General features: G+C 63.9%; 19 protein-coding genes. 5 read left to right on the top strand and 14 right to left on the bottom strand.

Annotated features, from left to right (window positions below; genetic code table 11):
• Positions 1 to 13 precede the first annotated feature (13 nt).
• Positions 14 to 496, top strand: coding sequence for a hypothetical protein (locus tag SC1_RS03985; RefSeq protein ID WP_062177884.1), 483 nt, complete (start codon positions 14 to 16; stop codon positions 494 to 496).
• Here SC1_RS03985 and SC1_RS22065 read toward each other — a convergent pair.
• The gene (locus tag SC1_RS22065) at positions 489 to 707 is read right to left on the bottom strand and encodes a hypothetical protein (protein WP_193749101.1); all 219 of its coding nucleotides are present in this window, start codon (positions 705 to 707) and stop codon (positions 489 to 491) included. The genes SC1_RS03985 and SC1_RS22065 overlap by 8 nt on opposite strands.
• Positions 708 to 1,083: 376 nt before the next feature.
• Here SC1_RS22065 and SC1_RS03995 point away from each other — a divergent pair, with 376 nt between their 5' ends.
• Together SC1_RS03995 and SC1_RS04000 are read left to right on the top strand one after the other, a co-directional pair.
• Positions 1,084 to 3,696 carry a hypothetical protein gene (locus SC1_RS03995; RefSeq protein ID WP_062177889.1) on the top strand — a complete coding sequence of 871 codons (2,613 nt, stop codon included), beginning with the start codon at positions 1,084 to 1,086 and terminating at the stop codon, positions 3,694 to 3,696.
• Positions 3,697 to 3,904: 208 nt separating this feature from the next.
• The gene (locus tag SC1_RS04000; RefSeq protein ID WP_062177891.1) at positions 3,905 to 5,266 is read left to right on the top strand and encodes a chloride channel protein; all 1,362 of its coding nucleotides are present in this window, start codon (positions 3,905 to 3,907) and stop codon (positions 5,264 to 5,266) included.
• Between the two features lie 32 nt (positions 5,267 to 5,298).
• Here the strand turns inward: SC1_RS04000 and SC1_RS04005 are convergent, their stop codons facing one another.
• From SC1_RS04005 to ectA, 13 genes are all read right to left on the bottom strand, one after another.
• Positions 5,299 to 5,724, bottom strand: coding sequence for a GFA family protein (locus SC1_RS04005; protein WP_062177896.1), 426 nt, complete (start codon positions 5,722 to 5,724; stop codon positions 5,299 to 5,301).
• Positions 5,725 to 5,774: 50 nt separating this feature from the next.
• Positions 5,775 to 6,185 (bottom strand): GNAT family acetyltransferase, encoded by a 411-nt coding sequence (locus SC1_RS04010; RefSeq protein ID WP_238586558.1) that lies wholly within the window; start codon positions 6,183 to 6,185, stop codon positions 5,775 to 5,777.
• Between the two features lie 123 nt (positions 6,186 to 6,308).
• On the bottom strand, positions 6,309 to 8,051 hold the full coding sequence (locus SC1_RS04015; protein ID WP_238586559.1) for an SLC13 family permease: 1,743 nt from the start codon (positions 8,049 to 8,051) through the stop codon (positions 6,309 to 6,311).
• A gap of 472 nt (positions 8,052 to 8,523) precedes the next feature.
• Positions 8,524 to 9,057 (bottom strand): fasciclin domain-containing protein, encoded by a 534-nt coding sequence (locus SC1_RS04020; RefSeq protein ID WP_083435889.1) that lies wholly within the window; start codon positions 9,055 to 9,057, stop codon positions 8,524 to 8,526.
• Positions 9,058 to 9,236: 179 nt separating this feature from the next.
• The gene (locus SC1_RS04025; protein WP_062177905.1) at positions 9,237 to 11,036 is read right to left on the bottom strand and encodes a sodium:proton antiporter; all 1,800 of its coding nucleotides are present in this window, start codon (positions 11,034 to 11,036) and stop codon (positions 9,237 to 9,239) included.
• A gap of 68 nt (positions 11,037 to 11,104) precedes the next feature.
• Positions 11,105 to 12,331 (bottom strand): mechanosensitive ion channel family protein, encoded by a 1,227-nt coding sequence (locus tag SC1_RS04030; protein WP_083435890.1) that lies wholly within the window; start codon positions 12,329 to 12,331, stop codon positions 11,105 to 11,107.
• Positions 12,332 to 12,378: 47 nt separating this feature from the next.
• Entirely contained in the window at positions 12,379 to 13,719 is a 1,341-nt protein-coding gene (locus tag SC1_RS04035; RefSeq protein WP_062177908.1) for an MFS transporter, read from the bottom strand.
• Positions 13,716 to 14,990 carry an MFS transporter gene (locus SC1_RS04040; protein ID WP_062177910.1) on the bottom strand — a complete coding sequence of 425 codons (1,275 nt, stop codon included), beginning with the start codon at positions 14,988 to 14,990 and terminating at the stop codon, positions 13,716 to 13,718. The genes SC1_RS04035 and SC1_RS04040 overlap by 4 nt, the downstream gene beginning before the upstream one ends.
• A gap of 22 nt (positions 14,991 to 15,012) precedes the next feature.
• Positions 15,013 to 16,458, bottom strand: a complete 1,446-nt coding sequence (locus SC1_RS04045) for an aspartate kinase (protein ID WP_062177912.1) — start codon at positions 16,456 to 16,458, stop codon at positions 15,013 to 15,015.
• Positions 16,455 to 17,375, bottom strand: a complete 921-nt coding sequence (thpD, locus tag SC1_RS04050) for an ectoine hydroxylase (RefSeq protein ID WP_062177915.1) — start codon at positions 17,373 to 17,375, stop codon at positions 16,455 to 16,457. The genes SC1_RS04045 and thpD overlap by 4 nt, the downstream gene beginning before the upstream one ends.
• Positions 17,376 to 17,398: 23 nt before the next feature.
• A complete protein-coding gene (locus SC1_RS04055) occupies positions 17,399 to 17,812 on the bottom strand; it encodes an ectoine synthase (protein ID WP_054587271.1) in 414 nt (137 codons plus the stop codon).
• A gap of 14 nt (positions 17,813 to 17,826) precedes the next feature.
• Positions 17,827 to 19,131, bottom strand: coding sequence for a diaminobutyrate--2-oxoglutarate transaminase (gene ectB / locus SC1_RS04060; RefSeq protein WP_062177918.1), 1,305 nt, complete (start codon positions 19,129 to 19,131; stop codon positions 17,827 to 17,829).
• A gap of 4 nt (positions 19,132 to 19,135) precedes the next feature.
• On the bottom strand, positions 19,136 to 19,684 hold the full coding sequence (ectA, locus tag SC1_RS04065; protein ID WP_083435668.1) for a diaminobutyrate acetyltransferase: 549 nt from the start codon (positions 19,682 to 19,684) through the stop codon (positions 19,136 to 19,138).
• Between the two features lie 219 nt (positions 19,685 to 19,903).
• Between ectA and SC1_RS04070 the strand changes: the two genes are divergently transcribed.
• The gene (locus tag SC1_RS04070) at positions 19,904 to 20,401 is read left to right on the top strand and encodes a MarR family winged helix-turn-helix transcriptional regulator (protein ID WP_062177923.1); all 498 of its coding nucleotides are present in this window, start codon (positions 19,904 to 19,906) and stop codon (positions 20,399 to 20,401) included.
• Positions 20,402 to 20,475: 74 nt separating this feature from the next.
• Positions 20,476 to 21,726 (top strand): Na+/H+ antiporter NhaA, encoded by a 1,251-nt coding sequence (gene nhaA / locus SC1_RS04075; RefSeq protein ID WP_062177927.1) that lies wholly within the window; start codon positions 20,476 to 20,478, stop codon positions 21,724 to 21,726.
• Positions 21,727 to 21,754: the final 28 nt, after the last annotated feature.

The following is a 21,754-nucleotide window of genomic DNA, read 5'->3' on the forward strand; positions in this document are numbered from 1 at the left end:
ATTGGAGCGAGCGATGAAAACCTATCTCGGTACGATGATGTGCGCCCTGTTGCTCGGCGGTTGCGGTAGCGAAGCGCCCGGAGCAAACCCCGGTGGCAACGGCCCCGCGGAGGCCGCGGCTTCCGGTGTTGCCGAGGTCGTCAAATCCGCTGCGAGGGGACGCCCGATTCCGCGCGACAAACTGCCCGATTTTGTCGAAACATATGAAGGCGGGCAATATGGCACCTCCTTTTTCGGCAGCAACGAGAAGCGAAAGTCGGGGACGCTGCTTTACACGGTCATGGCGGCACCCGCCGATGTCGCCGGCTTTCATACGGCGTCGATGGAAAGGCTCGGATTTGACGTCGAAGTACCGACGAAACGGGTCGTGCGCGGCCGTAACGAAACGGTGATCGAGGGCGCGGCGGCCGATGGCCGGTCGTTGACCGTCATCGTGATCGCGCAGTCGCCGCAAGAGGCAACCGTGCAGATGAACTATGTCGTTCCGGTCACTTGATGCGGTGGCCGGGCAGGGCCGCTGCGCGCGGTCCGTCGCTTCGATCGCGGCCGGGTTTGCGCTGCTCTTCGCGGCTTCTGTCGCCGCGGCGCAGGACGAGGTCGGTAGCGAAGCGGTGGGGGCGTGGCACGGCAGTTTTCAACTCGACCGCGACGATCCGCGCATTCGCACGCGCGGCGGAGCGGACCTGCTTCGGATCGAAGTCGTTCATTCACGCGGGCGGCCCGCGGCGACGATCAACTGGGTCGCGGGTCGGGCGATCTGCGAAGATCCGGCGGCCGAACCCTGCGAATGGATCGGGGCCGGCGGCACTGTTCAGGGGCGGATATTGCAGCAAGATCTGGTTTTCGCGCTTCCGCTGTCTGCGGAGGGAGACGATCCTGTCATTGTCATTCTGCGACGATCTTCCGGACGGTCCGGGAGCAATCCGATGCCTGTCGGTCAGCTGATGAACAGCAAGGCCGATTTTTCGTACGATTTTACCTATTCCGCCATTCGTGCCGCGCGCGGATTGCCGACATCCCGTTGAAAGCAGGCCAATGAAATTTTCCAGGCTATTGGCCCGAACCGGGGCCGCCCTGACCGTCATGCTCCTCGTTCATGCGCCCCTTTCGGACGCGCAGGAGAGCGGCCAGCCCGAGCTGACGGTGGTCGGCGTGGACATCACCCGGCACAGCGAAATTCCGGTGCCGAAAAATGTCACCGACAAGGCGAATCTCGTCTACGAAAAGCACCGCAACGCCTTCAGTGCGCCGCCGCCGATCGACACCCGCTACGACGGCCGGATCAACATCTTCTATATCAAGCGCACGACCAACAATGCGACGGCCGCCGCCGCGGGCAATCTCTTGCCCTATAATCCGAGCGGCCTCGATACCGACTCGCCGCAAGGCCGGATATGCCTTGGCGAATCGCCCCGGCGCGAAAAATGGTGCAGTGACAGCCACTATAGCGTGAAACTGAACGCCGACCGGATGGCCGAATGGTCGACGCCGATCCTGTTGTCGCACGAATTCATCCATCTGCGGCAATATCAGAATATTCCAGGCTCCAAGAACCGGGGCGCGCCTTTCTGGCTCGTCGACGGACAGGCGAATGGCATCGGATTCGGGCTGATGGAACGCGAAAAGGGTTTCGGCCGCCGCGCGATGGCGCTGCACACCAAGGACATGGAGAACAGCAATTTCTCCTTCTTTCTTGGTCTGCGCTATTATGACCGCCCGCTCGATGTCGACCGCTGGAAGAGCATATTTCCCGTAAACCATCCCGAATATGGCCTTGAAGGGAATAAGGACCGGTCGAACGATCATGTGGAAATGGCGGGTTATATGACCGGCAGTTTCTGGCGCCATGTGATGCGGGGGCGCCCCAAGGGTTTCAATGCGTTCCAGCAAATGCTGTTTCGGGCGGGACCAGACGATCCGACATCGTCGCTCCAATGGCTGCGATGGACCGACAGCGGCCTGAAAGCTGCGACATTCAACGAGGCCAGGATCTGGCGCGGCGGGGTTCGCCAGGTCTATTCCGAAATGATCGCCGAACTCGCCGATTTTCCCGATATCGTCGCCCGCAACCGCACGGGAAAGCTGCGCGCCGACTATTTCGACAGCCTGCTCTGGTCCGAAGGCTGCCAGAAGGTCGACCTGATGGTCGAAGGCGCCGCGTCCGTCCGGTTGAAGATTTTTCCCTACTCGGCTCGTTGCCTGCGCATTCGCATGCCATCGGGCGGTTTCAAGGAAAAGAATTTCGTCGAAAGCGGCACGCCCGGCTTGCTGGGCAGCAATCTGCCGCCGCCATTCAACGTCACCGCGGTCGGTGCCGGCCGATGCAAGGACCTCGCGCTGGGAACGCGCGGCCAATTGCTCGGCTCGCCCTTGGTCTTCAACCCCAGCCGGACCGGAAACGCGGCCAGCAGCTGCGCCGCAATGTGGGAGGCGGCATTTGCCCCGCTCAATATATCCGACCCGAACGGACTGCAGGGCTGGCAGACGGTCGTGCTGATCAACGCGCCGGACAGCCCGCGGGACGGCATGGAGGCGACCGAATTCACGTTGAATTTCGTCCGTCCGACAGCGAAGACGCGCTTGTCGGGATCGCACACCGTCAAACGCGGTGACCGCAAGACGAAGAAGCCGCTCCCCGATGCGGGTGGAAGGGACGAAACCCAGATCAGCCAGCCTGTGATGCGCGAGATCGATCCCGGCGAGCCTTGCGACGCCGACGGCGCGGCGATCTTCAAATGCGGCGACGTGATGGGCTTCTCCATCGCGACAGGGAAAGATGCGACAGGCATCGCCCGCATGGCCGACATACTGACCAAGGGAACCAAGCTTCACTATCCTGCCGGCGAATTCACGCGCGATGGTTTCGACAGTCTTGGCACCATCTATGTCAATGCGGATTTCGCAGCGCTGGCTCAGGCGGCCTCGCTGCGGATGGCGAGCGGTGAGATCGACGGCATGATGATCGGTGTTGCGATGCCGCGGCTCGAAGAGGGGCAGACAGGATCCTTTCCCGCGACCGTCTATGCTGGCGATGACCTGTCGGAGACCGGGCTCAACTCGCTGTCGGGCGCCCGCACCCGCAGCGACGGAACCGGTTGCCGGCAAATCCTGTCCTATGCCACCAACGGCACCGTCAATATTACCGCCAATGGGATGGGTATGCTGGCCGGCTCGCTCTCAGCGACTCTTTATGAGGATAATCCCGACGATGAAGCCGCCTGCACAGCGCCGCGCGTGCGGGCAGGCGAGGTGACCGTCTCGTTCGCCACGCCGGGCTTTGTCTCGATCGGACCCAACGGCAAATATGCGCTCGATTTTGCGCGGGCGGAGGAGGATGCGCTGGCCCAGCAGGACATCGTCCTGCAGATGATGACCCCGATCGAGGAGCGCTCGGACATTCTGCCGGAAGACGAAATGCGGCCCGAAACCCGCGCGCAATTGGCCGCCTATCGAACATCCGGTGGTGCCGCTTCATCGGCTGCGACCGGCGGCCAGTGCAAGGGCTCGGCCATATCGCCGGGCGATTCAGAGCAGTTCATGCGCGCGGTCGCCGCCGGATCGGGCGCGGACGACCCGGCTACGATCAATCAGGTCCTGGGCGCGCTCCGCCAGATGGGCGGCGCTATCCTCGCTCCCTATATCTGCCAATGGATCGAAGCGGGGCGGCCCGCCCGTTTCGAACTGGGAGAAGACTGATTGGCCGCTGACTCTTCGGCAGCTCGCGGCCGGTAGGCGCCGTCGCGGTAGAAATGCGCCGCTATTTTCCCGGACGGTATCGATCTTTGCGATAGCGGCGTCGCCCCTCGCCGAATTCGAGACCAAGGTGATAACAAGCGTCGGCGTCGCCTCGCCTGGAATCCCCCGGCAGGGTTGCACCCGTGCCACGCTGCGTCCACATGGACCCATGCCCGCCAAGCCGACTCGTCCGCGCTGGCTGCGCCTCTGGCAGCTGCGCATCAACCGCCGCGCGAAAACCGAAGTGGTTGATATTCACCGCCGCATCGCGATGATCAGCGGCGCGGTGCTGCTCGGTCTTGTCGCGCTGGCATTCGCCGCGGCCGGCGATCGCGCCCAGCGAGTGATCTTCATGGCGACCGACCGGATATGGTGGCTTCCGCTCCTGATCACGCCCGCCGGCTTCGCACTGATCGTATGGACCGCGAACCGATATTTTCCGGCATCGCGCGGGTCGGGCATCCCCCAGATTATTGCCGCGAGCCGGCGTCCCGAGCAGGAAGCGAAGGGGCCGCTCGTTTCGCTTCGCACCGCCTTTGCCAAGCTGGGGCTCACGCTCGCCACACTCGCGGTGGGCGGTTCGGTCGGCCGTGAGGGGCCGACAGTGCAGGTGAGCGCGGCAATCATGGTGGCGGTGCACCGCCTGCTGCGCGTGCGCATTACCCCCGGCGTCTTCATCGCAGGCGGCGCGGCGGGCGTCGCGGCGGCGTTCAACACGCCGCTGGGCGGGATCGCTTTTGCTATCGAAGAACTGGCGGCCGCTTATGAGCAGCGCGTGGCCGTCCTCACAATGGGCGCGGTGATGATCTCGGGTCTTGTCAGCCTGTCGATCGCTGGCGACTATATCTATTTCGGCGTGATGCGCGACACGCTGCCCGTATCCGATGTGCTGCTGGTCGCACCCGTGGTCGGTTTCGGCGGCGGCCTGCTTGGCGGCCTGTTTTCGCGCATCGTGCTTGCCGCGAGCGAACGGGCGTCGCCCTGGGCGCGCCGCGCCGCTTCTCGGCCTGTCCTTTTTGCAACCGGTTGCGGCCTCGTCGTCGCGATCGTCGGTATCGCGTCGGGCGGCGCGACCTGGGGCACGGGTTATGACATCACGAAATTCCTCGTCGAAGGCCATCCCGGCGAACTCTGGCTCTTCCCCGCCAAATTCACGGCCGCCCTGGCATCGACCTTGAGCGGTGCGCCCGGCGGCATCTTCGCGCCTTCGCTCGCAGTCGGCGCGGGCTTCGGAAATCTCCTGACGCCGATTTTTCCCGGCAGTCCGGCGGGCGCTGTCGTCATGATGGGCATGGTTGCCTATTTCGTCGGCGTCGTCCGTGCGCCCTTGACGGCGGTCATTATCCTGATCGAGGCAACCGCGGCCCGCGGCGTCATCCTGCCGCTATTCGCCACCGCCCTGATCGCCGACTGGGCGAGCGCGCAGATTTGTCCCACCCGCCTGTACCACGGGCTGTCGAAGCGTCTGGCATCCCCGGCGCGCACCTCGGACGATCCGCGGCATGACGCGCCGCAATCTCCCGGCCTCTGACCCTCGGCGCTTGGCCCTGCGGCCGCAGACGATCAGTCGTCGCGGACGACTTTTTCGGGGTTCCGGTCGTGGACCCGAACGCCATGCGGAAGTTCGAGCCAGGGATGCCGATCCTGTGCCCAGACCGCCTGGCCCGGCATCGGAAAATCGGGGTCGGCGAAGGACCCGACGGCGACGCCAATCAGATGCGGCATTCGTTCGGGCTCCCACCAGAGCGTCGAACCGCATCCGGTGCAGAAATGGAATGTGACGCGGAAACCGCTCGCGGACGGTCGCTCGAAACGCTCCGCCCGGCCCGCAATCCGGCTGACTTGCTCACGGGGATAAAAGGCCGCCACGCTGAAGAGCGAACCGGTCCGCCGTTGACAGTCACGGCAATGGCAGAGCGATATCTTGGCGGGCTCGCCCGTGCAATTGAGCACAAGGGCCTCGCAGTGGCAGGCGGCGCGTCGTTCCATGGGCCTGACGATATCACGCCTCCCGACCGGAAGACAGGAGGCCGCGGACCTCAGTCCGCGCCGATCCGCTTGCCCAGGCTGATGCGCTCTTCCAGCCCATAGCCGTGCCGCAAATAGAAAGCGGCCACCGCGTCATTGCCGCCGCGGATCTGCAGGTTGATCTTGCGGCAGCCCAGCGCCGCAAGCCGCGCCTCGGCTTCCTTCAGGAGGAGCGTCCCGATCCCTTCGCGCTGCCGCTTCGCCTCGACCGCCAAGGAATATAGCCATCCCCGATGACCGTCATATCCGGCCATGACCGTGCCCACGACCCTCCCGCCGTCGTCGGCCACGAGAAGCAAGTCGGGTTGGCGCGCGAGCTTTTCCGGAATGGCTTCGTCGGCGCGATTCCAGGGCGGATCGTTCGGAAAGGCTTCCGCCCAGAGCGCCGCTACGCCGACGAAATGCGCTTCCCGATATGTCATGATCGTGACCATGGCTCAGCCTGATAGTGGTGGAGGATAGCGGCAATGTGCAGGCGCCGGGGAGGGGGGAATCCGGATGGCCTGATGAAATCGGTGCCTGCTTCCCAGCGACATCGGGCTTGCTCAATGCAAATCATATCGAAACACGAGCAGCGCCGACAAGGTCAGGATCATCAGGCCGACGAGCGGCAGACCCGTCCGTGTATAATCGCCGAACTTATACTCGCCCGCGGACATGATCAGCATATTCGTCTGATAGGCGACCGGCGTTGCGTAGCAGAGGTTGCAACCGAACAGCACCGCCAGCACGAGCGGTTCGACAGGTATGGCAAGTTGCTGGGCCAGGCTGAAGGCAATCGGCGTGCCGACCGCTGCCGCGGTCGCGTTCGAGGCGAAATTGGTCAACAGCGTGACGAAAAGCATGATGGTGGCCAAAACTCCCGCAGCGGGCAGGTGCTGGAGGCCAAGCGCGAGGAGCTGGCTTAACCATTCCGCAGCGCCGGTATCGAGCACGATCTTGCCGATCGCGATGCTTGCGGCGATCAGCACGATCACCTTCGCCGACAGCGCGCGGCCGACGCGGTCGAACTTGACGCACCCCGTGGCGAACATGAGGATGGCGCCGCCCAGCGACGAGATGGCAATCGGCACGAGGCCGATGCTTGCCGGCAGCACGGCCCCTGCCATGATCGCGAGCGCGAGCGGGGCTTTTGCCGTTCGCGGTAATTCCTTCATGCCCTCGAGCATGAGCAAATTCTCGCCGCGTGCGAGGCTCTGGACATTCGCGAGCGATCCCGCGACCAGCAAGATGTCGCCTTCGGACATCGGCGCATGGCCGTCGCGACCATCCGCCGAGCCGGGCGTGCGCGTTCCAAACTGGATACCGAGGATCGCCACATTATAGGCTTCGGCGACCCCCGAATTGGTGACCCGCTTGCCTATCAGCCCGGAATCGGAGGCGACGGCAAGTTCGACCACCGACAGATCCTCGCCCGTTCGCCCATAATCCGCCTGGAGGCGATCCATCAGCCAAGGGGGGGCTGCCTGTGCGCCGAGTATCCGCATCGTTTCCTCGAGACCCTCGTGGGTCGCCGAAATGCCGAGCCGTGCGCCCGCGACGAGGAGTTGGTCGGTCGGTCCGTCGAAGCGCGCGTCGTCCGGCAGCAGCCGCCTCAGCTCGTCAATCGACTTGCCGATGGCCATCGAGCGCCCGCCGAGCCGCAGAGTCGACCGGAAGCGGCGGGGGGCATGGCCGCTCGCCGGCGAATTGTCGGGCAGCAGACGCGGCATCACGAGCCAGATGAAGGGGAGAGCGACCAGCGCGGCCATCAATACGATCGGTGTGAAATGAAACACGCCCATGGGCTGCATGCCCATATCGGTGGCGATGCCGACGACGAGCAAATTGGTCGAGGTGCCGATCGTCGTTGCCATGCCGCCGATCAGAACCGCGCTATTGACGGGGATCAGCGTCTTCGACGCCGGCATCCCGCCGCGCGACGCCAGCGACACGAGGACGGGCAGCAACAACACGACGACCGGCGTGTCGTTCACCATCATGCTCATGCCCATCGCAAGGATCAGCGTGAGGAGAAGGCCGAGCTGGCGGTTGAAACGCCATAATTTCGTCAAGGTTCGTGCCGCAGGTTCGAGCGCGCCGGTAGTGACGAGCCCGCGCCCCATGATCATCAGGGCGCAGATGGTAACGAGCGCATAATGCCCGAAACCTTCGAACGCCAGCTTGAGACCGTCGGTGGGCGCATCATCGGGAAGAGGAAATATGTAGAGGCCGAGCGCGATCGCCCCAAGGGTCAGAAGCGAGATGATTTCGACGCGGACCCGGCCGGAAACAAAGCCGTAGAACATCGCAAATGTGAGCAATAGGGCGCCGATCGCATGCGGGGGAGGCGCATCAAGCATCGCGCGGCTTCGGTGCGCCATTCGCCGCCGAAGGACCAGCCTGTTTGTCCTCGAAGCATATCGAAGGGGGGAAGAATGGTCTCGTGCACAGCATTCGGAATCCCTGTCTCGTCAACCGTTGCTCACCACTGGACGCCTGGCTCCCGATTTGCCAGCGCTCTATTCTCTCGGCGACCGGGTGGACCTGAGCACAAGGCCCATGGTTCGCTCGCCTCGGGCTACCCGCGGGTCCGTTCATGCGTGTGCAGCCCGGGGCGGCTATAGCCAAGCCATGATTTGACATGCGAAGCGCCGCGACGCAAACTGCCATATGCACGATATCGCAGTGTTTTTGGGGCTGTTTGCGGTCGCGGTGATGTTGGCTTGCGTGGTGATTGTCCTCCTCGCGTCGCGTGACGACGAGTGAGCGCGCGCCGTGTCACCCCAGCGTGGGCATCAACACCCCGTTGATGACATGGATCATGCCGTTCGCCTGTTCGACGTCGTTCCCGGTAATGAATCCGACGCTGCCTTGCGTGCCCTCGATCCTGATATTGCCCTGAACCTCGGTGAGTTTCAGATCCTCGCCCGCAATGGTCGTCAGCACCGCCGTGCCGCCGCCAGCCTTGATCTTCTTGTAAAGGTCGCTCGCCGACAGTCGGCCGGGAACGACATGAAATTTGAGGACCTCGGCAAGGGTCGCCGAATTCGCGGGGGTCATGAGCCAACCGGTCATCTTCGGGATCGCCGCAAAGGCCTTGTCGGTGGGCGCGAACAGCGTGAACGGGCCGCTGGCGCTGAGTTCATCGACCAGTCCTGCAGCGCTGATCGCCTTGATCAGGGTCTTGTGGACGGGCGACTTCGTGACGTTCTGAACGATGTTCCAGTTCGAATAGAGCGTCACTCCGCCCACTTCGGATGTCGTCACGGCGTCTGCCTGCTGGGCCGCCGCCTGTCCGGGAAAGGCTGCCATCGCGAAGAGGGCGGTTGCATAAAAGGGTGTGGCGAAAAGCTTCGCGCGTATCATCGGTCATTCTCCGGTTGCTGTGAGACAGGCTGTGCCTATAGAACGATCAACGACGGCAATGGTTGCAACAAATGGCTAAAATCCGCCACTTTTCTTAAGGCTGGGAGGTGTCGCCGCCGCGACCATCAAGCGGGCTTCGCAGCCGGAATGTCGGGCGGCACGAAGGTCCAGATGATGTCGCCGACATCGACCGATGGGCGATGTTCGGCAGAGAAGATGACAAGATCGCCTGAGGGCCGGACCACGGCGAGGCTGTCGCCGCCATTCGCCTTCATGCGCGCGACGAAATCGCCGTAGGTGAATTTCTCGGTGATCCGCGTGCGGCCGAACACCCATCCCGATTGCAGCCGATCGAGCAGGTCTTCGATGGGCGTGCCGGCCAGCGTGAAGACGCGGCCCCGCCGCCGGCTGCCCGAGCCCGATTCTCCGATCGCCCGGCTGACGCGGTCCGACCCGACCTCGGGCGCCAGCTCGCTGCAGACCAGCGCATTGTAGCTGTCATTGTCGGTCGCGGCGATCAGCTGCTGATACTGACCCATATCGATGTCATCGTCGTGCGCTTCATCTAGAATATCGCCATGATAGACCGGAATATCGGCGCGCCTCGCGCGGCGCAGCGCAAGCTTGCTGGCGTCGGCGATCAGTACCTCGCGGCCCTGAGCCTTGATGAAGTCGGCGAATGCGATCGTCCAGCTATTGGCACCGACGAGCAGAACCCCATTGCCCTTGCCGCGGTCGAGCCCGAGCCAGCGGGCGAAGCGCGCCGCGGTGAAGCCATGCGCAAAGATCGTCACGATCACGACGCCGAACCCCAGCGGGACCAGGGCCTCGGCCCCCGCGATGCCGAGATCCGATAGGCGCAGCGCAAAGAGGCCTGTCACCGCGACGGCGACAATACCCCGTGGCGCGATCCAGGCGACGAACAACCGTTCCTTGAACGGCACGCGGGTGAAAAGCAGTGCGGTCATGATCGTGAGCGGGCGCACGACGAAGAGGAGCAGCAGCAGGAATATGACGAAGCGGAGCTCGAAGTTGCGCACGACCTCCCAATTGAGCGTCGCCGACAGGATGATGAAGACACCGGAGACGAGCAGGATCGTCAGATCCTCCTTGAAGCGGAGCAGGAGATGGCTCGAGTAGGTCTCGCGGTTGGCCATCACGACACCCATGATCGTGACCGTGATCAGGCCTGTTTCATGCATCACCATGTCCGACAGGACGAAGACGGCGACCACCGTCGTCAGCAGCACCGGCGCCTTCAGATATTCGGGGACCCAGCCGCGCGGGAAAGCCCAGGTCAGCGCAAAGCCGGCGGCGCCGCCGATCACCATGGCCAGCACGCTCGCCGCCCCGACATCGATAATGATCGATGCGCCATTGGTGCCGGCTCCGCCATGCGTGATGTAGCTGAAGACGCCGACGGCGAGCAGCGCTCCGATCGGATCGTTTACGATCGCTTCCCATTTGAGCATATGCTTGACGCGCGGCGCGATGTTGAGCGTCCGGAGCATCGGCACGATCACCGTGGGGCCGGTGACGACCATGACGCCGCCGAAAAGCGCGGCAAGTTCGAACGGCAGCCCGGCGCCATAATAAGCGGCCGCGGTGCCGAGCGCCCAGCCCACAGGCACGCCGACGAAGACGAGCATGAACACCGCCACGCCGGCATGGCGGAGCTCGCGAAACCTGAGGCTCAATCCGCCTTCGAACAGGATGATCGCGACCGCCAGCTTGATCACCGGCTCGCGCAACGCGCCAAAATCACGCTCGGGATCGATCAGTCCGAGGACCGGTCCCGCAATGATCCCCGCAATCAGCATCAGCGCGATAGCCGGACGCCCGGTCCGCCAGGCGACCCACTGCGCACCGATTCCGATGACGCCGATCAGGGCAATTTTGATGAGGAGGGAGTCGATCACGAACATGACCGCCGCCTATGCGGCAAATGATGGCGCACGACTAGGCGGCTTGGGCGGGGCCGTTCAACGCGCTGTCATGCCGCCAACCGGGCTTGCAGGTCGCGGCCGCTCGGTTCCTGAAACGGCCGGAGATGAAATGCCGGGAGGATCGCCAGCAGATGGTCGAAGATGTCGGACTGGATGTCCTCATAATCGCTCCAGGCGGTCGTGCCGGTGAAGCAATATATCTCGAGCGGCAGGCCTTGCGGCGTCGGCGCGAGCTGGCGAACGATCAACGTCATCCCGTCGGCAATGTCGGTCCTCGCCCGCAGATAGGCCACGACATAAGCCCGGAAAGTCCCGATGTTCGTCACGCGGCGGGCATTCGCCGGTTCGCGTCCGGCGTCGCCGAGGCGCGCGTTCCATTCGCCAAGCTCGTCCTGCTTGCGATCGAGATAATCGCGGATCAACGCAATCCGGCCCAGTTCCCTTCGCTCCCCGGGGGACAGGAAGCGGATGCAATTCTGGTCGAGCAGGAGCGCGCGCTTGATCCGCCGCCCGCCCGATTCCGCCATGCCGCGCCAGTTCTTGAAGCTTTCGGCGATCAAGCGGTGGGTGGGGATGGTCGTGATCGTCTTGTCCCAATTCTGCACCTTGATCGTGTGCAGTGCGATATCGATCACGTCGCCGTCCGCATTGAGCTGGGGCATCTCGATCCAGTCACCGACGCGCAGCATATCGTTCGATGTGAGCTGGACTGAGGCGACCAGCGACAGGATCGTGTCTTTGAACACCAGCATCAGCACGGCCGCCATTGCGCCCAGACCCGAGAGCAACAGCAGCGGCGACTGCTCCATCAGCGCGGCGACGATCAGGATCGCCGCGCCCGCATACAGAAGGATCTTGAGGACCTGCACATAGCCCTTGATCGGGCGGCTCGCCGATCCCGGGCGTTGTTCGTAAAGCTGGTTGGCCAGACCGAGCGCCTCGCCGATCGCCATCGCCACGAACAGGATGATCGAGGCGGAAACGACATTGCCGACGACGATCGCGACGGTCGGCGCGAGATGCGGGACTGCGGCGATGCCCGACGCGATAATGAGCGCCGGGACGATATTGGCCAGACGCGCGGCGATCGGCGCGGGGGTGGGACCGTCATGCGGCAGCCAGCGCAGCACGAAACGCAGGACGATTTTCCGGACAAGGAAATTCGCGAGCCAGGCAACCGCGCCGAGTATGGCGAGCGCAATGAGGGTTTCGGCCCATGGCGGCGTGCCGGCAAGCAAAGGGATGTCGGTCACGGTCGGAAAAGCTTCGCTCATCATATTGTGCATGGTTTCGGTTCCGGGCGATGCGGACCGGTCTCCTTTCATTCGTCTTTGGCGACGGTGTTGGGGGCGAACGGATCTTCGCGGAGCGACCGGCCGGCCGTCTCGGGCATGAAGCGCAAGGCGATGAGCCCGACGAGGCAGGCGAGCGCCATATAATAGGCCGGCATAAGCGGATCGCCCGTCAGGCTGATCAGGCCGCTCCCGACGATCGGCGCGGTGCCGCCGAAGATCGACGTCGAGACATTATAGGCGATCGCGAAGCCCGCGAAACGCACGGCGGTCGGGAACATGGCAGGAAAGGTCGCCGAGATGGTCGCGAGCTGCGGGACGTAGAGCAGCCCCAGCGCCATGAAGCCGATGATCGCGCCCGCGAACCCCGTTCCGATCAGCATGTAGAGCGGTACGACGAAAACGAGCAGGCCGATCAGCGACCAGCGCCACATGGGCTTGCGGCCGACGCGGTCCGAGAGCGCGCCGGCGAAGGGCAGAAAGACCATCATGAAGACCATGCCGATGATCGGCACGAGCAAGGCCTCCTCACTGGACAGGCCGATGCGACGCTGGAGATAGGTCGGCATATAGCTCAGCAGCGAATAGTTGACGACGTTGAGCGCGACGACAAGTCCGCTGACGACGAGCAAGGGGCGCCAGTGATTGCGCATCAGCGACCCGAGACCCGGCGGCTTGCGTTCCGCGGCGGCCGCCATTTCTTCGCGGAAGATCGGCGTGTCTTCCATCTTTGACCGCAGATACATGCCGACGAGACCGATCGGCCCGGCGATCAGAAACGGAATGCGCCAGCCCCACTCGTGCATCGCCTCGTCGCCGAGGTGAAGCGAATAGCCGAGCATGATAGCCGCGCCGAGCGAGAAGCCCGCCAGCGTCCCGAATTCGAGGAAGCTGCCGTAGAAGCCACGCCTGTCGTCGGGCGCATATTCGGCCATGAAGGTCGCCGCGCCGCCATATTCACCGCCGGTCGAAAACCCTTGAAGCATGCGCAGAACGACGAGCGCAGTTGGAGCCCAGAAGCCGACGGTGTCATAGGAGGGAATAAGGCCGACGGCGAAGGTCGCGCCCGCCATCAGGAGGATCGTCATCGCGAGGACCGACTTGCGGCCGATCCGGTCGCCGAGCGGTCCCCAGAACAGCCCACCGAGCGGACGAATGAGGAAGGATATGGCGAAGGTTGCGAGCGCGAACAGCACCGCTTCTTCGGTGTCTCCGGGGAACAGCGCGGCCGAAATATAGGTCAGCCCATAGGCATAGATGCCATAATCGAACCATTCGACTGCATTGCCGAGCGCCGAGGCACCGACCGCGCGGTGGAGCGGCGAAGGCTCGGGAAAGGGCGGGGGGTGCCCGGGGGCGTGAAGCGTCATCGGGTTATCCATTGGTCACCTATGGTGTTGGGTTCGGTTGACAAGACGGGCTGATCGGGGCCGGCGGGGTCGAGCAGCGCGGCGACCGGGGTCGTGCGCGGCAGAATCTGGAAATCCTGCTGCCGGTCTCCCGGGACGGGATCGCTCATCGCGACGCGCCACATGCCGAAGGCCAGCATCGCCGCGGCGGCCAGCGCGATGAAGAGGAAGAGCCCGCCCGCATCGGTGAGCGTCATCGAGGCGGCCGCGCCGAGCGGGCCAAGCGCGGCGCCGGCGGAATAGAGAAGCACGAGCTGGCCGCTTGCCGAGACGCGCTCGGACGGAAGAAGCCGGTCGTTCGCATAGGCGACGCAGAGCGGATAGAGCGCGAAGCTCAGGCCGCCAAAGGCGGCGCCGAGGCCGAAAAGGAGCAGGCCCTGCGGCTGCGTCGCCAGCGCGATGCTCGCTGCCCAGGTGGCGGCGAAGCAGGCGAGGATGACCCGGCGGCGGTCATAGCGGTCCGACAACCGGCCGAGCGGCCATTGCAGCGCAACACCGCCGAGGATGACCGTCATCATGAAGGTCGCGGTCTCGCCGAGATCGAGGCCGATCCGACGCGCGTAAATGGCTGCGAGGCCATAGAAGGCGCCAAGCAAAAGCCCGGTGACGCCCGCTCCCACGACGCCGAGCGGCGAGGCCTCGAACAGGCGCCGCAGTGGCAGCGACGCGGCCTCCTCGAGAACCGGCGCGCTACTCCGGGTCAGACAGACCGGGATGATCGCGAGCGAAATCAGGATCGCGGCGATTTGGAATGGGACCTGCGGCGCGGTGTTGCCCGAACGCAGGATCAACTGGCCGAACGCCTGCCCCGAATAGAGCGCGACCATATACCAGGCGAGTATGGTGCCACGCGTGCCCGCTTCGGCGCGGTCGTTGAGCCAGCTCTCGACACAAACAAAAACGCCGGCGACGCAGAGACCGTCAACCAGTCGCAGCGCGCCCCAAAGCAGGGGATGCGCGAACAGCGCATAGGCGAGGGTGCTCGCGGACAGAAGTGCGACAAGCGCCGCAAAGGCGCGAATATGGCCGACGCGGCGGACAATATCGCCCGCCCTGAGCGCGCCGATCACAAGTCCGGCAAAATAGGCGGTCGCGACGAGACCGATGATCATCGTCCCGCTGCCGGCGCGCTCGAGCCGGAGCCCGATCAAGGTCGACAGAAAGCCGCTGCCCGCCATCATGATAAAGATGGCGATCAGCAGACTGCGGACCGGCAGGATGGTTGCAAGCATCAGGCGTCGTCGGGGGGCCGCGTCAGGCGGCGCGCCTGCCTTCGGCAGCCTGAAGACCCTCATTCTCCACCAGCGCCCGATGGAGCGCGCGCACCGCTTCATCGAAATCGCGGGACTCGACAATGAACTGGATATCGACGTTGCGGATCTGGTGTTGCATCGCGATCATCGGGATGCCCGCTTCATCGAGCGCACGCAGGGCATCGGGGACAAGCCCGGGCCGCGAGATATCGCTGCCGATCGCCGATACCATCGCCACGGGGTGGGCCGAGATGGCGGCCTCCGGATAGTCTTTCTGCAGGTCGGCGATCACCTTCTTCACCGCGTCGGGAGAGGCCGCGAGATAATGGGTGATCGTGTTGGCGTTCGACGATTTGCTGACGATCCACAGCCCGTGGCGCGCCAGCGCATCGAGGATCGCGGAGTCATACCCCTTGATCCCCACCATGTCCTGCTCGAAAAATTGCAGCGCCTGCATCTGGCGAATGCCGGTGACGATCTCGACCCGCGCGACGTCCGAGACATAGTCCCCGGTTACTAGCGTGCCTTCATCCTCGCGATCGAAGGTGTTGCGGACGCGCAGCGGAATATCGGTCTGGCGAAGCCCGCGCCCCGCGCCCGGATGGATCGCCTCCATGCCGAGATTGGCAAGCTGGTCGGCAACGTCATAATTTGTCCGCCCGATCTTGCGCGCCTTGTCGGCGCCGACCAGTTTTGGGTCGGCGCTCGACAGGTGGAATTCCTTGTGGATGATCGCCTCGCGCGCGCCGGTCAGCACCGCGAGCCGCGAAAAGGTCATTTCGGTATAGCCGCGTGCGTAGCGGCGCACCATTCCACCTTCGCAGCCAGCATAGCCGGTGACGATCGGCAGGGTGTTGGCCAGGTTGATCGTCGCGAACGCCTCCTCAATCCTTTGGTCGAGACTGCGCAGGTCATCCTGGTCCCACAAGCTGAGATCGACGAACCGGGCATTCACGCCGCGATCGCGCAGCAACAGTGCCAGGCTGTGGGCGCTATGCGCCTCGCCGATCCCCGCGAGAAGCTCGCGAAGCGTCAGCAACTGCTCCTTGACGCAGAAGCGGCCGTGACTGCGCAGCCGCGCCAGATCCTCAAGGCACGCGGCAACGGCCCTGATCCGTTGCTCGATAAAGGCATCGGCTTCGGCGCGGCTCTTCGCCCGCGCGAACATCGCGGCGTTGCGATCGCGCACCGCTTCGCGGACGATGCCGAGCGCGTTGCGCCAGCCCTCGGCGGCATCATCGGCGACGAAGCGCCCATAGACGCCCGGGGCGCCGCTTTTCTTGTTCTCAAGCAGCAGATCGGTCATGCCTGCGTAAGCCGACACGACGAAGATGCGCTGGTAGAGATCTGAGCCCTTGCGATCCGCTATAAGGACATTGTCGAGCAGCGTCTCGGTCGCTGCCATCGAGGTGCCGCCGATTTTCTCGACACTGTGGCGGCCCGTCATGCCGGCACCGGTGCGTCGAGACGACCGCCTTCGCTCCGCAGGGGCTCCGGCTCGCCGCGATGGGCAAGGAACCAGGGGCGGGGCTTGGGTGCGCCGAACGGCTTTTCGAGCCGGTTGCTCACAGCATTATAGACAAGGAACGCGTTCGCGCGCGGGAAGGGCGTGATGTTGCCGTTCGAACCGTGCATTAGATTGCAGTCGAACAGGATCACCGTGCCCGGTTTGCCGGTCGGTGCGACAATGCCGTGCCGATGCGCCAGTTCAGCGAGGCTGTCTTCGTCGGGGACGCCATATTCCTGGCGCTTGAGCGAGCTCAGATAATGATCGTCGGGCGTCTCGCCTATGCAGGTGAGATAGGTGCGGTGCGATCCCGGCAGGACCATCAAAGGCCCATTGTGCGGGGTGTTCTCGGCGAGCAGGATCGACATCGACAGCGCGCGCATCCGCGGCATGCCATCCTCGACATGCCAGGTTTCGAAATCGCTGTGCCAGTAGAATTCCTTGCCGGTAAAACCCGGTTTGTAATTGAGACGCGACTGGTGAATATAAACCTCGTCGCCGAGCAGGAACCTTGCAACGTCGGCGAGGCGTTCGTCGGCGGCGAGGCGTGCCATCACCGCATTCTGCCGGTGAATCTCGAAGATCGAACGGATTTCCTTGCCCTGCGGCTCGGTGACGATCGTGTCCTCGTCGAGCGCGGCGGGATCGGCGAGCAACGCGCCCGCGGCCTGTTGCAGAAAGGCCACTTCATCGGCCGAGAAGATATCCTCGAGCACGATATAGCCGTCGCGGTCGAACTGCGCGGCCTGCGCCGGGCTGATCGGCGCGTCATTGTCCCATTCGCTATGGACGACGGGATCCTGCCGCGGCCGCATCTCTGCTGCCGCGGCGTGGCGCGAGGGGTAGAGGTCAATCATGGAAGATCCCTGTTTTTCTTCTATCATTCGGCAAGAACGGTCGCGCGCACATGGTCCGGATCGGCGGGATAGGCGCCGGTTTCGTCATGCACTTCCGTGCCGGTCACCGGCGGATTGAAGGCGCAGGCGGTCAAGATATCGGTCTCGGGGCGCACGATGTGGCGATCATTGTCGTTGAGCGCGTACATGACGCCCGGCTCGAGCTTGTGAATCTCGCCGGTGGCGAGATCTTCGATGGTGCCCTTGCCCTTCAGCACGAAGACCGATTCCAGATGATTCTGGTAATGCATCTTCAATTCGGTGCCGGCGAACATGGTGGTGATGTGGAAGGAAAAGCCCATTCCGTCGTCCTTGAGCAGCATGCGGGCGCTGGCCCAGCCGTCCGAACGGACATTGCGGTCGGTCTTGCGGACGTCATTGAGGTTACGAATGATCATGTCTGTCTCCTGATTTATTCGGCGGCGACGGCGTAATCGGCGGCCATCGCTTCGCGGATCCGGGTTTCGAGAATGTCGAGGCCGGCGCTGAGCACGGCATCGTCGATGACGAGCGGCGCCAGCACCTTGATCACCTCGTCGTGCGCGCCGCTGGTTTCGATGATCAGGCCGGCGTCGAAGCAGGCGGCGGTAATCGCGCCCGCGAGGTCGCCCGAGCCTGTACTCACGCCGCGCATCATGCCGCGCCCGCGAAGTTCGAAGCCATGCTCCGCCGCGATGCGCGCCAGCCGGCCTTCGAGCAGGTCACCGCGGCGACGGACGTCGCTTTGGAAGGCGTCGTCGCTCCAGAAGTGGCGGAGCGCCGCGGTTGCTGTAACGAAGGCATGGTTGTTGCCGCGGAAGGTGCCATTATGCTCGCCGGGCGAGAACTGGTCGAACTCGGGACGGAAAAGCGTGAGCGCGAAGGGCAGTCCCATGCCCGACAGCGATTTGGCCATCGTGATGATGTCGGGGGTGAACCCCATCGTCTCGAAGCTGAAGAAGCCGCCGGTCCGGCCGCAGCCCGCCTGGATGTCATCGACGATCAAGAGGGCGCCATGTGCCTTTGCGATGGCCGCGATCCGGCGCAGCCATTCGGGCGACGCGGCGTTGAGCCCGCCTTCGCCTTGGACGGTTTCGACGAGAATGGCGGCTGGGGCGTCGAGGCCGCTCGACGGATCGGACAATCGCTGTTCAAGCAAATCGGCAGTGTCGACCTCGGGGCCATAATAGCCATCATAAGGTTCGTGTGCGACGTGACTGAGCGGCACCCCGGCGCCGCCGCGCTTGGCGGCGTTGCCGGTGCACGCGAGCGCGCCAAGCGTCATGCCGTGAAAGCCATTGGTGAAGGCGATGACCATCTCGCGGCCCGTGATCTTGCGCGCGAGCTTGATCGCGGCCTCGACCGCATTGGTCCCGGTGGGACCGGTAAACATGACGCGATAATCGAGCTCGCGCGGGGTGAGGATGACATCCTCGAACGCGCGAAGAAAGGCCTCCTTGGCGTCGGTGTGCAGGTCGAGACCATGCGCGATCCCGTCGGCGGCGATATAGTCGAGCAGCGCCTGTTTCAGCAGTGGATGGTTGTGACCATAGTTGAGCGTCGAGCAGCCCGACAGGAAGTCGAGATAGCGCCCACCCTCGCTGTCGTGCATCCAGACCCCTTCAGCCTTGCCGAACTGGCGCGGCATCGACCGGGCATAGCTTCGTACCGCGGACTCGCGGCGCTCATAGAGGGTCCTGTCCGGAATCGCGCCGGACGGCTTCGGTTGCATAGTCATCGATTTACCCCTGTGCTTCTATAATCTTTTTGAGGTCGAACGGGCCGATGCGGGCCTCATATTCGGTCGGATAGGCCCCGGCGAAATGCGCATCGCGCTCGAAAAGCGCGGTGCGTTCGAGCGGCGCATTCCAGTCGCGAGCGAGCGAGTGAAACAGTGCCCAGGACGCCTTATTGTCTTCGGTCACGGTGGTCGTCAGGGAGGTGACGCCCCGCTGCGCTGGCCGCGCGAGCAGAGACTTGATCATCCGCTTTGCAAGGCCTTGTCCGCGTCCCTCTGACGCGACGGCGACCTGCCAGACGAAAAAGCTCGCCGGGTCGGATGGGGGACGATGTCCCGAGACCCAGCCGACGATCCGCTCGCCCTGCTGCGCGACCACACAATGGTCGGCGAAATGGGTCGACTGGATGAGGTTGCAGTAAGCCGAATTGCGATCAAGCGGCGGGCAGCGCGAAATGAGCGCCGTTATCACCGGTCCGTCGGTGGCGACGGGCGCTCTGAACGCGAACCCGGCGGGGGAAGATGGGACGCCCGCTTCTTTTTCTGAAGGCAATGACTCTTCGTCCTGTTGCCGGTCAAATATTGTTCATCTCCTGAAGGATAATTCGAGGCAAGCGCATCGCGACTCGCCGGGAGGATGCGCAAAATATAGGGATAACGTCGAGGCGTTCAACCCGTGCGACGAAATATACTTCACAACCTGAAATATAATAAAATGGGTTGATATAAAATACGGGGTTGTCCGGCCCCGCTGCGCGGCTAACAAATCCGGATGGAATCCGAGATTGCAAATGCCACCTTGAAAGCGCTTCGGCGTATCCTGCGGGCGACCGAAGGCGGCAGCCGCAAGCTCGCCGTGGCGACCGGCCTCACGCCGTCGCAAATGCTCGTCCTGCGCGAAATCGATGCCCATGCCGAGGGCACGCCGAGTGCTCTCGCCAAGCAGCTGCAGTTCAGCCAGGCGACGATCACCGCCATCGTCGACCGGCTCGTCGCCCTCGACCTCGCGGTTCGAACGCGCAGCGATCGCGACAAGCGTCAAATCCTCTTGAGCGCGACCGCCGAGGGACGCCGCCGCGTGGCCGAGGCGCCCGATATGCTGCAGGGAATCTTCATCGATCGCTTCGCCGACCTGCCGCCATGGGAGCAGGCGATGATCCTCGCCAGCACCGAACGCCTGGCAGCCTTGCTTGGCGCCGGAGAAATGGACGCCGCTCCCCTCCTCGACAGTGGCGCCATTGACCGGACAGGGGGCGCCGACCTTGCCTGAACCGGTTACGGCTCGGTCATTCTTTTTTCCTGTGCACCTTTTGTGCGGCGCGGGCGCAAGCTAGGGAGCCTCGCATGGCTCCAAAAACCCGATCAGCGCTCCGCGCGTTTATGGCCAGCGAAGCGGCGGGCGGCATCATCCTGATGTTTGCCGCGGCGCTTGCCATGGCCGTCGCAAATTCACCCTTCGCGTCGCAATATCACGACTGGCTGCATACGCCGGTCAGTCCGGCGCTCACCGACAAGCTCGGACCGATGACGCTACACCTGTGGATCAACGACGGGTTGATGGCGATTTTCTTCCTGTTCGTTGGCCTCGAAATCAAGCGCGAGCTTGTCGATGGACGCCTCTCGACCTGGAACCAGCGCCGGTTGCCCATTCTCGCGGCCGCCGCCGGCATGGCCGTTCCAGCCGTCATTTACCTGCTCATTGCCGGTGGCGACCCGGCGCTTGCAAACGGCTGGGCCATCCCGTCGGCCACCGATATCGCTTTCGCCATCGGCGTGCTGGCGCTTCTTGGTCGCCGCGCACCGACGTCGCTGAAACTCTTTCTCGTGACCGTCGCCATCGTCGACGACATGGGCGCCGTCGCGATCATTGCCGCCTTCTATACCTCGAGTCTCGCGCTCGTTCCGCTCGCGGCGGCTGCCGCTATCGTCGCCGCGCTGTTCGTCCTCAACCGTCTCGGCGTTCGGGCGATCTCGCTCTACCTTCTCGGCTTTGCCATGCTCTGGTACGCCGTCCTGCTGTCGGGCATCCACGCGACGATTGCGGGTGTGGTGGCCGCCTTTGCGGTCCCTCTGATCCCGACGCCGGGAACCCCCGACGACGCTCACTCGCCGCTTCACAGGCTCGAGCATCTTCTCGATGCACCCGTGGCTTTCTTCATCGTTCCGCTCTTCGGGTTCGCGAACGCCGGTGTGCATCTGGCCGGGATCACATGGAATGAAATCCTCGCGCCGCTGCCGGTGGGGATCGCGGCCGGTCTGTTTCTCGGGAAACAACTCGGCATCTTCGGCGCGGTCTGGGTTGCCGTAAAGACCGGGTTCGCCACGCGTCCGCGCGGCGCCACATGGCTGCAAATCTATGCCGTCTCGGTGCTGTGCGGCATCGGATTCACCATGAGTCTCTTCATTGGTGGCCTGGCATTTGCCGATCCTTCGCTTGTCGAGGAAGCAAAGCTCGGCACATTGACGGGGTCGCTGCTCGCCGCGCTGCTCGGATATATCCTGCTGCGCCGTGCACCACCTGCATCCGAGCAACTTCGCGAAGAAGCCGAGCTGAATGAGGAGATCGAGCAGAACGGAGACGTTGCGCGCTGCTGACCCACATAGCCGCGATCAAGATCGCGGC

Origin of the sequence: Sphingopyxis sp. C-1 (assembly GCF_001047015.1) — a bacterium.
GTDB lineage: Bacteria > Pseudomonadota > Alphaproteobacteria > Sphingomonadales > Sphingomonadaceae > Sphingopyxis.

What these genes read in the sequence shown, in the direction of transcription:
- SC1_RS03985 (WP_062177884.1), top strand. Translation starts at nt 14, where the DNA reads ATGAAAACCTATCTCGGTACGATGATGTGCGCCCTGTTGCTCGGCGGT.
- SC1_RS22065 (WP_193749101.1), bottom strand. Translation starts at nt 707, where the DNA reads ATGAACGACTTCGATCCGAAGCAGGTCCGCTCCGCCGCGCGTGCGAAT.
- SC1_RS03995 (WP_062177889.1), top strand. Translation starts at nt 1,084, where the DNA reads ATGCTCCTCGTTCATGCGCCCCTTTCGGACGCGCAGGAGAGCGGCCAG.
- SC1_RS04000 (WP_062177891.1), top strand. Translation starts at nt 3,905, where the DNA reads ATGCCCGCCAAGCCGACTCGTCCGCGCTGGCTGCGCCTCTGGCAGCTG.
- SC1_RS04005 (WP_062177896.1), bottom strand. Translation starts at nt 5,724, where the DNA reads ATGGAACGACGCGCCGCCTGCCACTGCGAGGCCCTTGTGCTCAATTGC.
- SC1_RS04010 (WP_238586558.1), bottom strand. Translation starts at nt 6,185, where the DNA reads ATGACATATCGGGAAGCGCATTTCGTCGGCGTAGCGGCGCTCTGGGCG.
- SC1_RS04015 (WP_238586559.1), bottom strand. Translation starts at nt 8,051, where the DNA reads ATGTTCTACGGCTTTGTTTCCGGCCGGGTCCGCGTCGAAATCATCTCG.
- SC1_RS04020 (WP_083435889.1), bottom strand. Translation starts at nt 9,057, where the DNA reads ATGGCAGCCTTTCCCGGACAGGCGGCGGCCCAGCAGGCAGACGCCGTG.
- SC1_RS04025 (WP_062177905.1), bottom strand. Translation starts at nt 11,036, where the DNA reads ATGTTCGTGATCGACTCCCTCCTCATCAAAATTGCCCTGATCGGCGTC.
- SC1_RS04030 (WP_083435890.1), bottom strand. Translation starts at nt 12,331, where the DNA reads ATGAGCGAAGCTTTTCCGACCGTGACCGACATCCCTTTGCTTGCCGGC.
- SC1_RS04035 (WP_062177908.1), bottom strand. Translation starts at nt 13,719, where the DNA reads ATGACGCTTCACGCCCCCGGGCACCCCCCGCCCTTTCCCGAGCCTTCG.
- SC1_RS04040 (WP_062177910.1), bottom strand. Translation starts at nt 14,990, where the DNA reads ATGCTTGCAACCATCCTGCCGGTCCGCAGTCTGCTGATCGCCATCTTT.
- SC1_RS04045 (WP_062177912.1), bottom strand. Translation starts at nt 16,458, where the DNA reads ATGACGGGCCGCCACAGTGTCGAGAAAATCGGCGGCACCTCGATGGCA.
- thpD (WP_062177915.1), bottom strand. Translation starts at nt 17,375, where the DNA reads ATGATTGACCTCTACCCCTCGCGCCACGCCGCGGCAGCAGAGATGCGG.
- SC1_RS04055 (WP_054587271.1), bottom strand. Translation starts at nt 17,812, where the DNA reads ATGATCATTCGTAACCTCAATGACGTCCGCAAGACCGACCGCAATGTC.
- ectB (WP_062177918.1), bottom strand. Translation starts at nt 19,131, where the DNA reads ATGACTATGCAACCGAAGCCGTCCGGCGCGATTCCGGACAGGACCCTC.
- SC1_RS04070 (WP_062177923.1), top strand. Translation starts at nt 19,904, where the DNA reads ATGGAATCCGAGATTGCAAATGCCACCTTGAAAGCGCTTCGGCGTATC.
- nhaA (WP_062177927.1), top strand. Translation starts at nt 20,476, where the DNA reads ATGGCTCCAAAAACCCGATCAGCGCTCCGCGCGTTTATGGCCAGCGAA.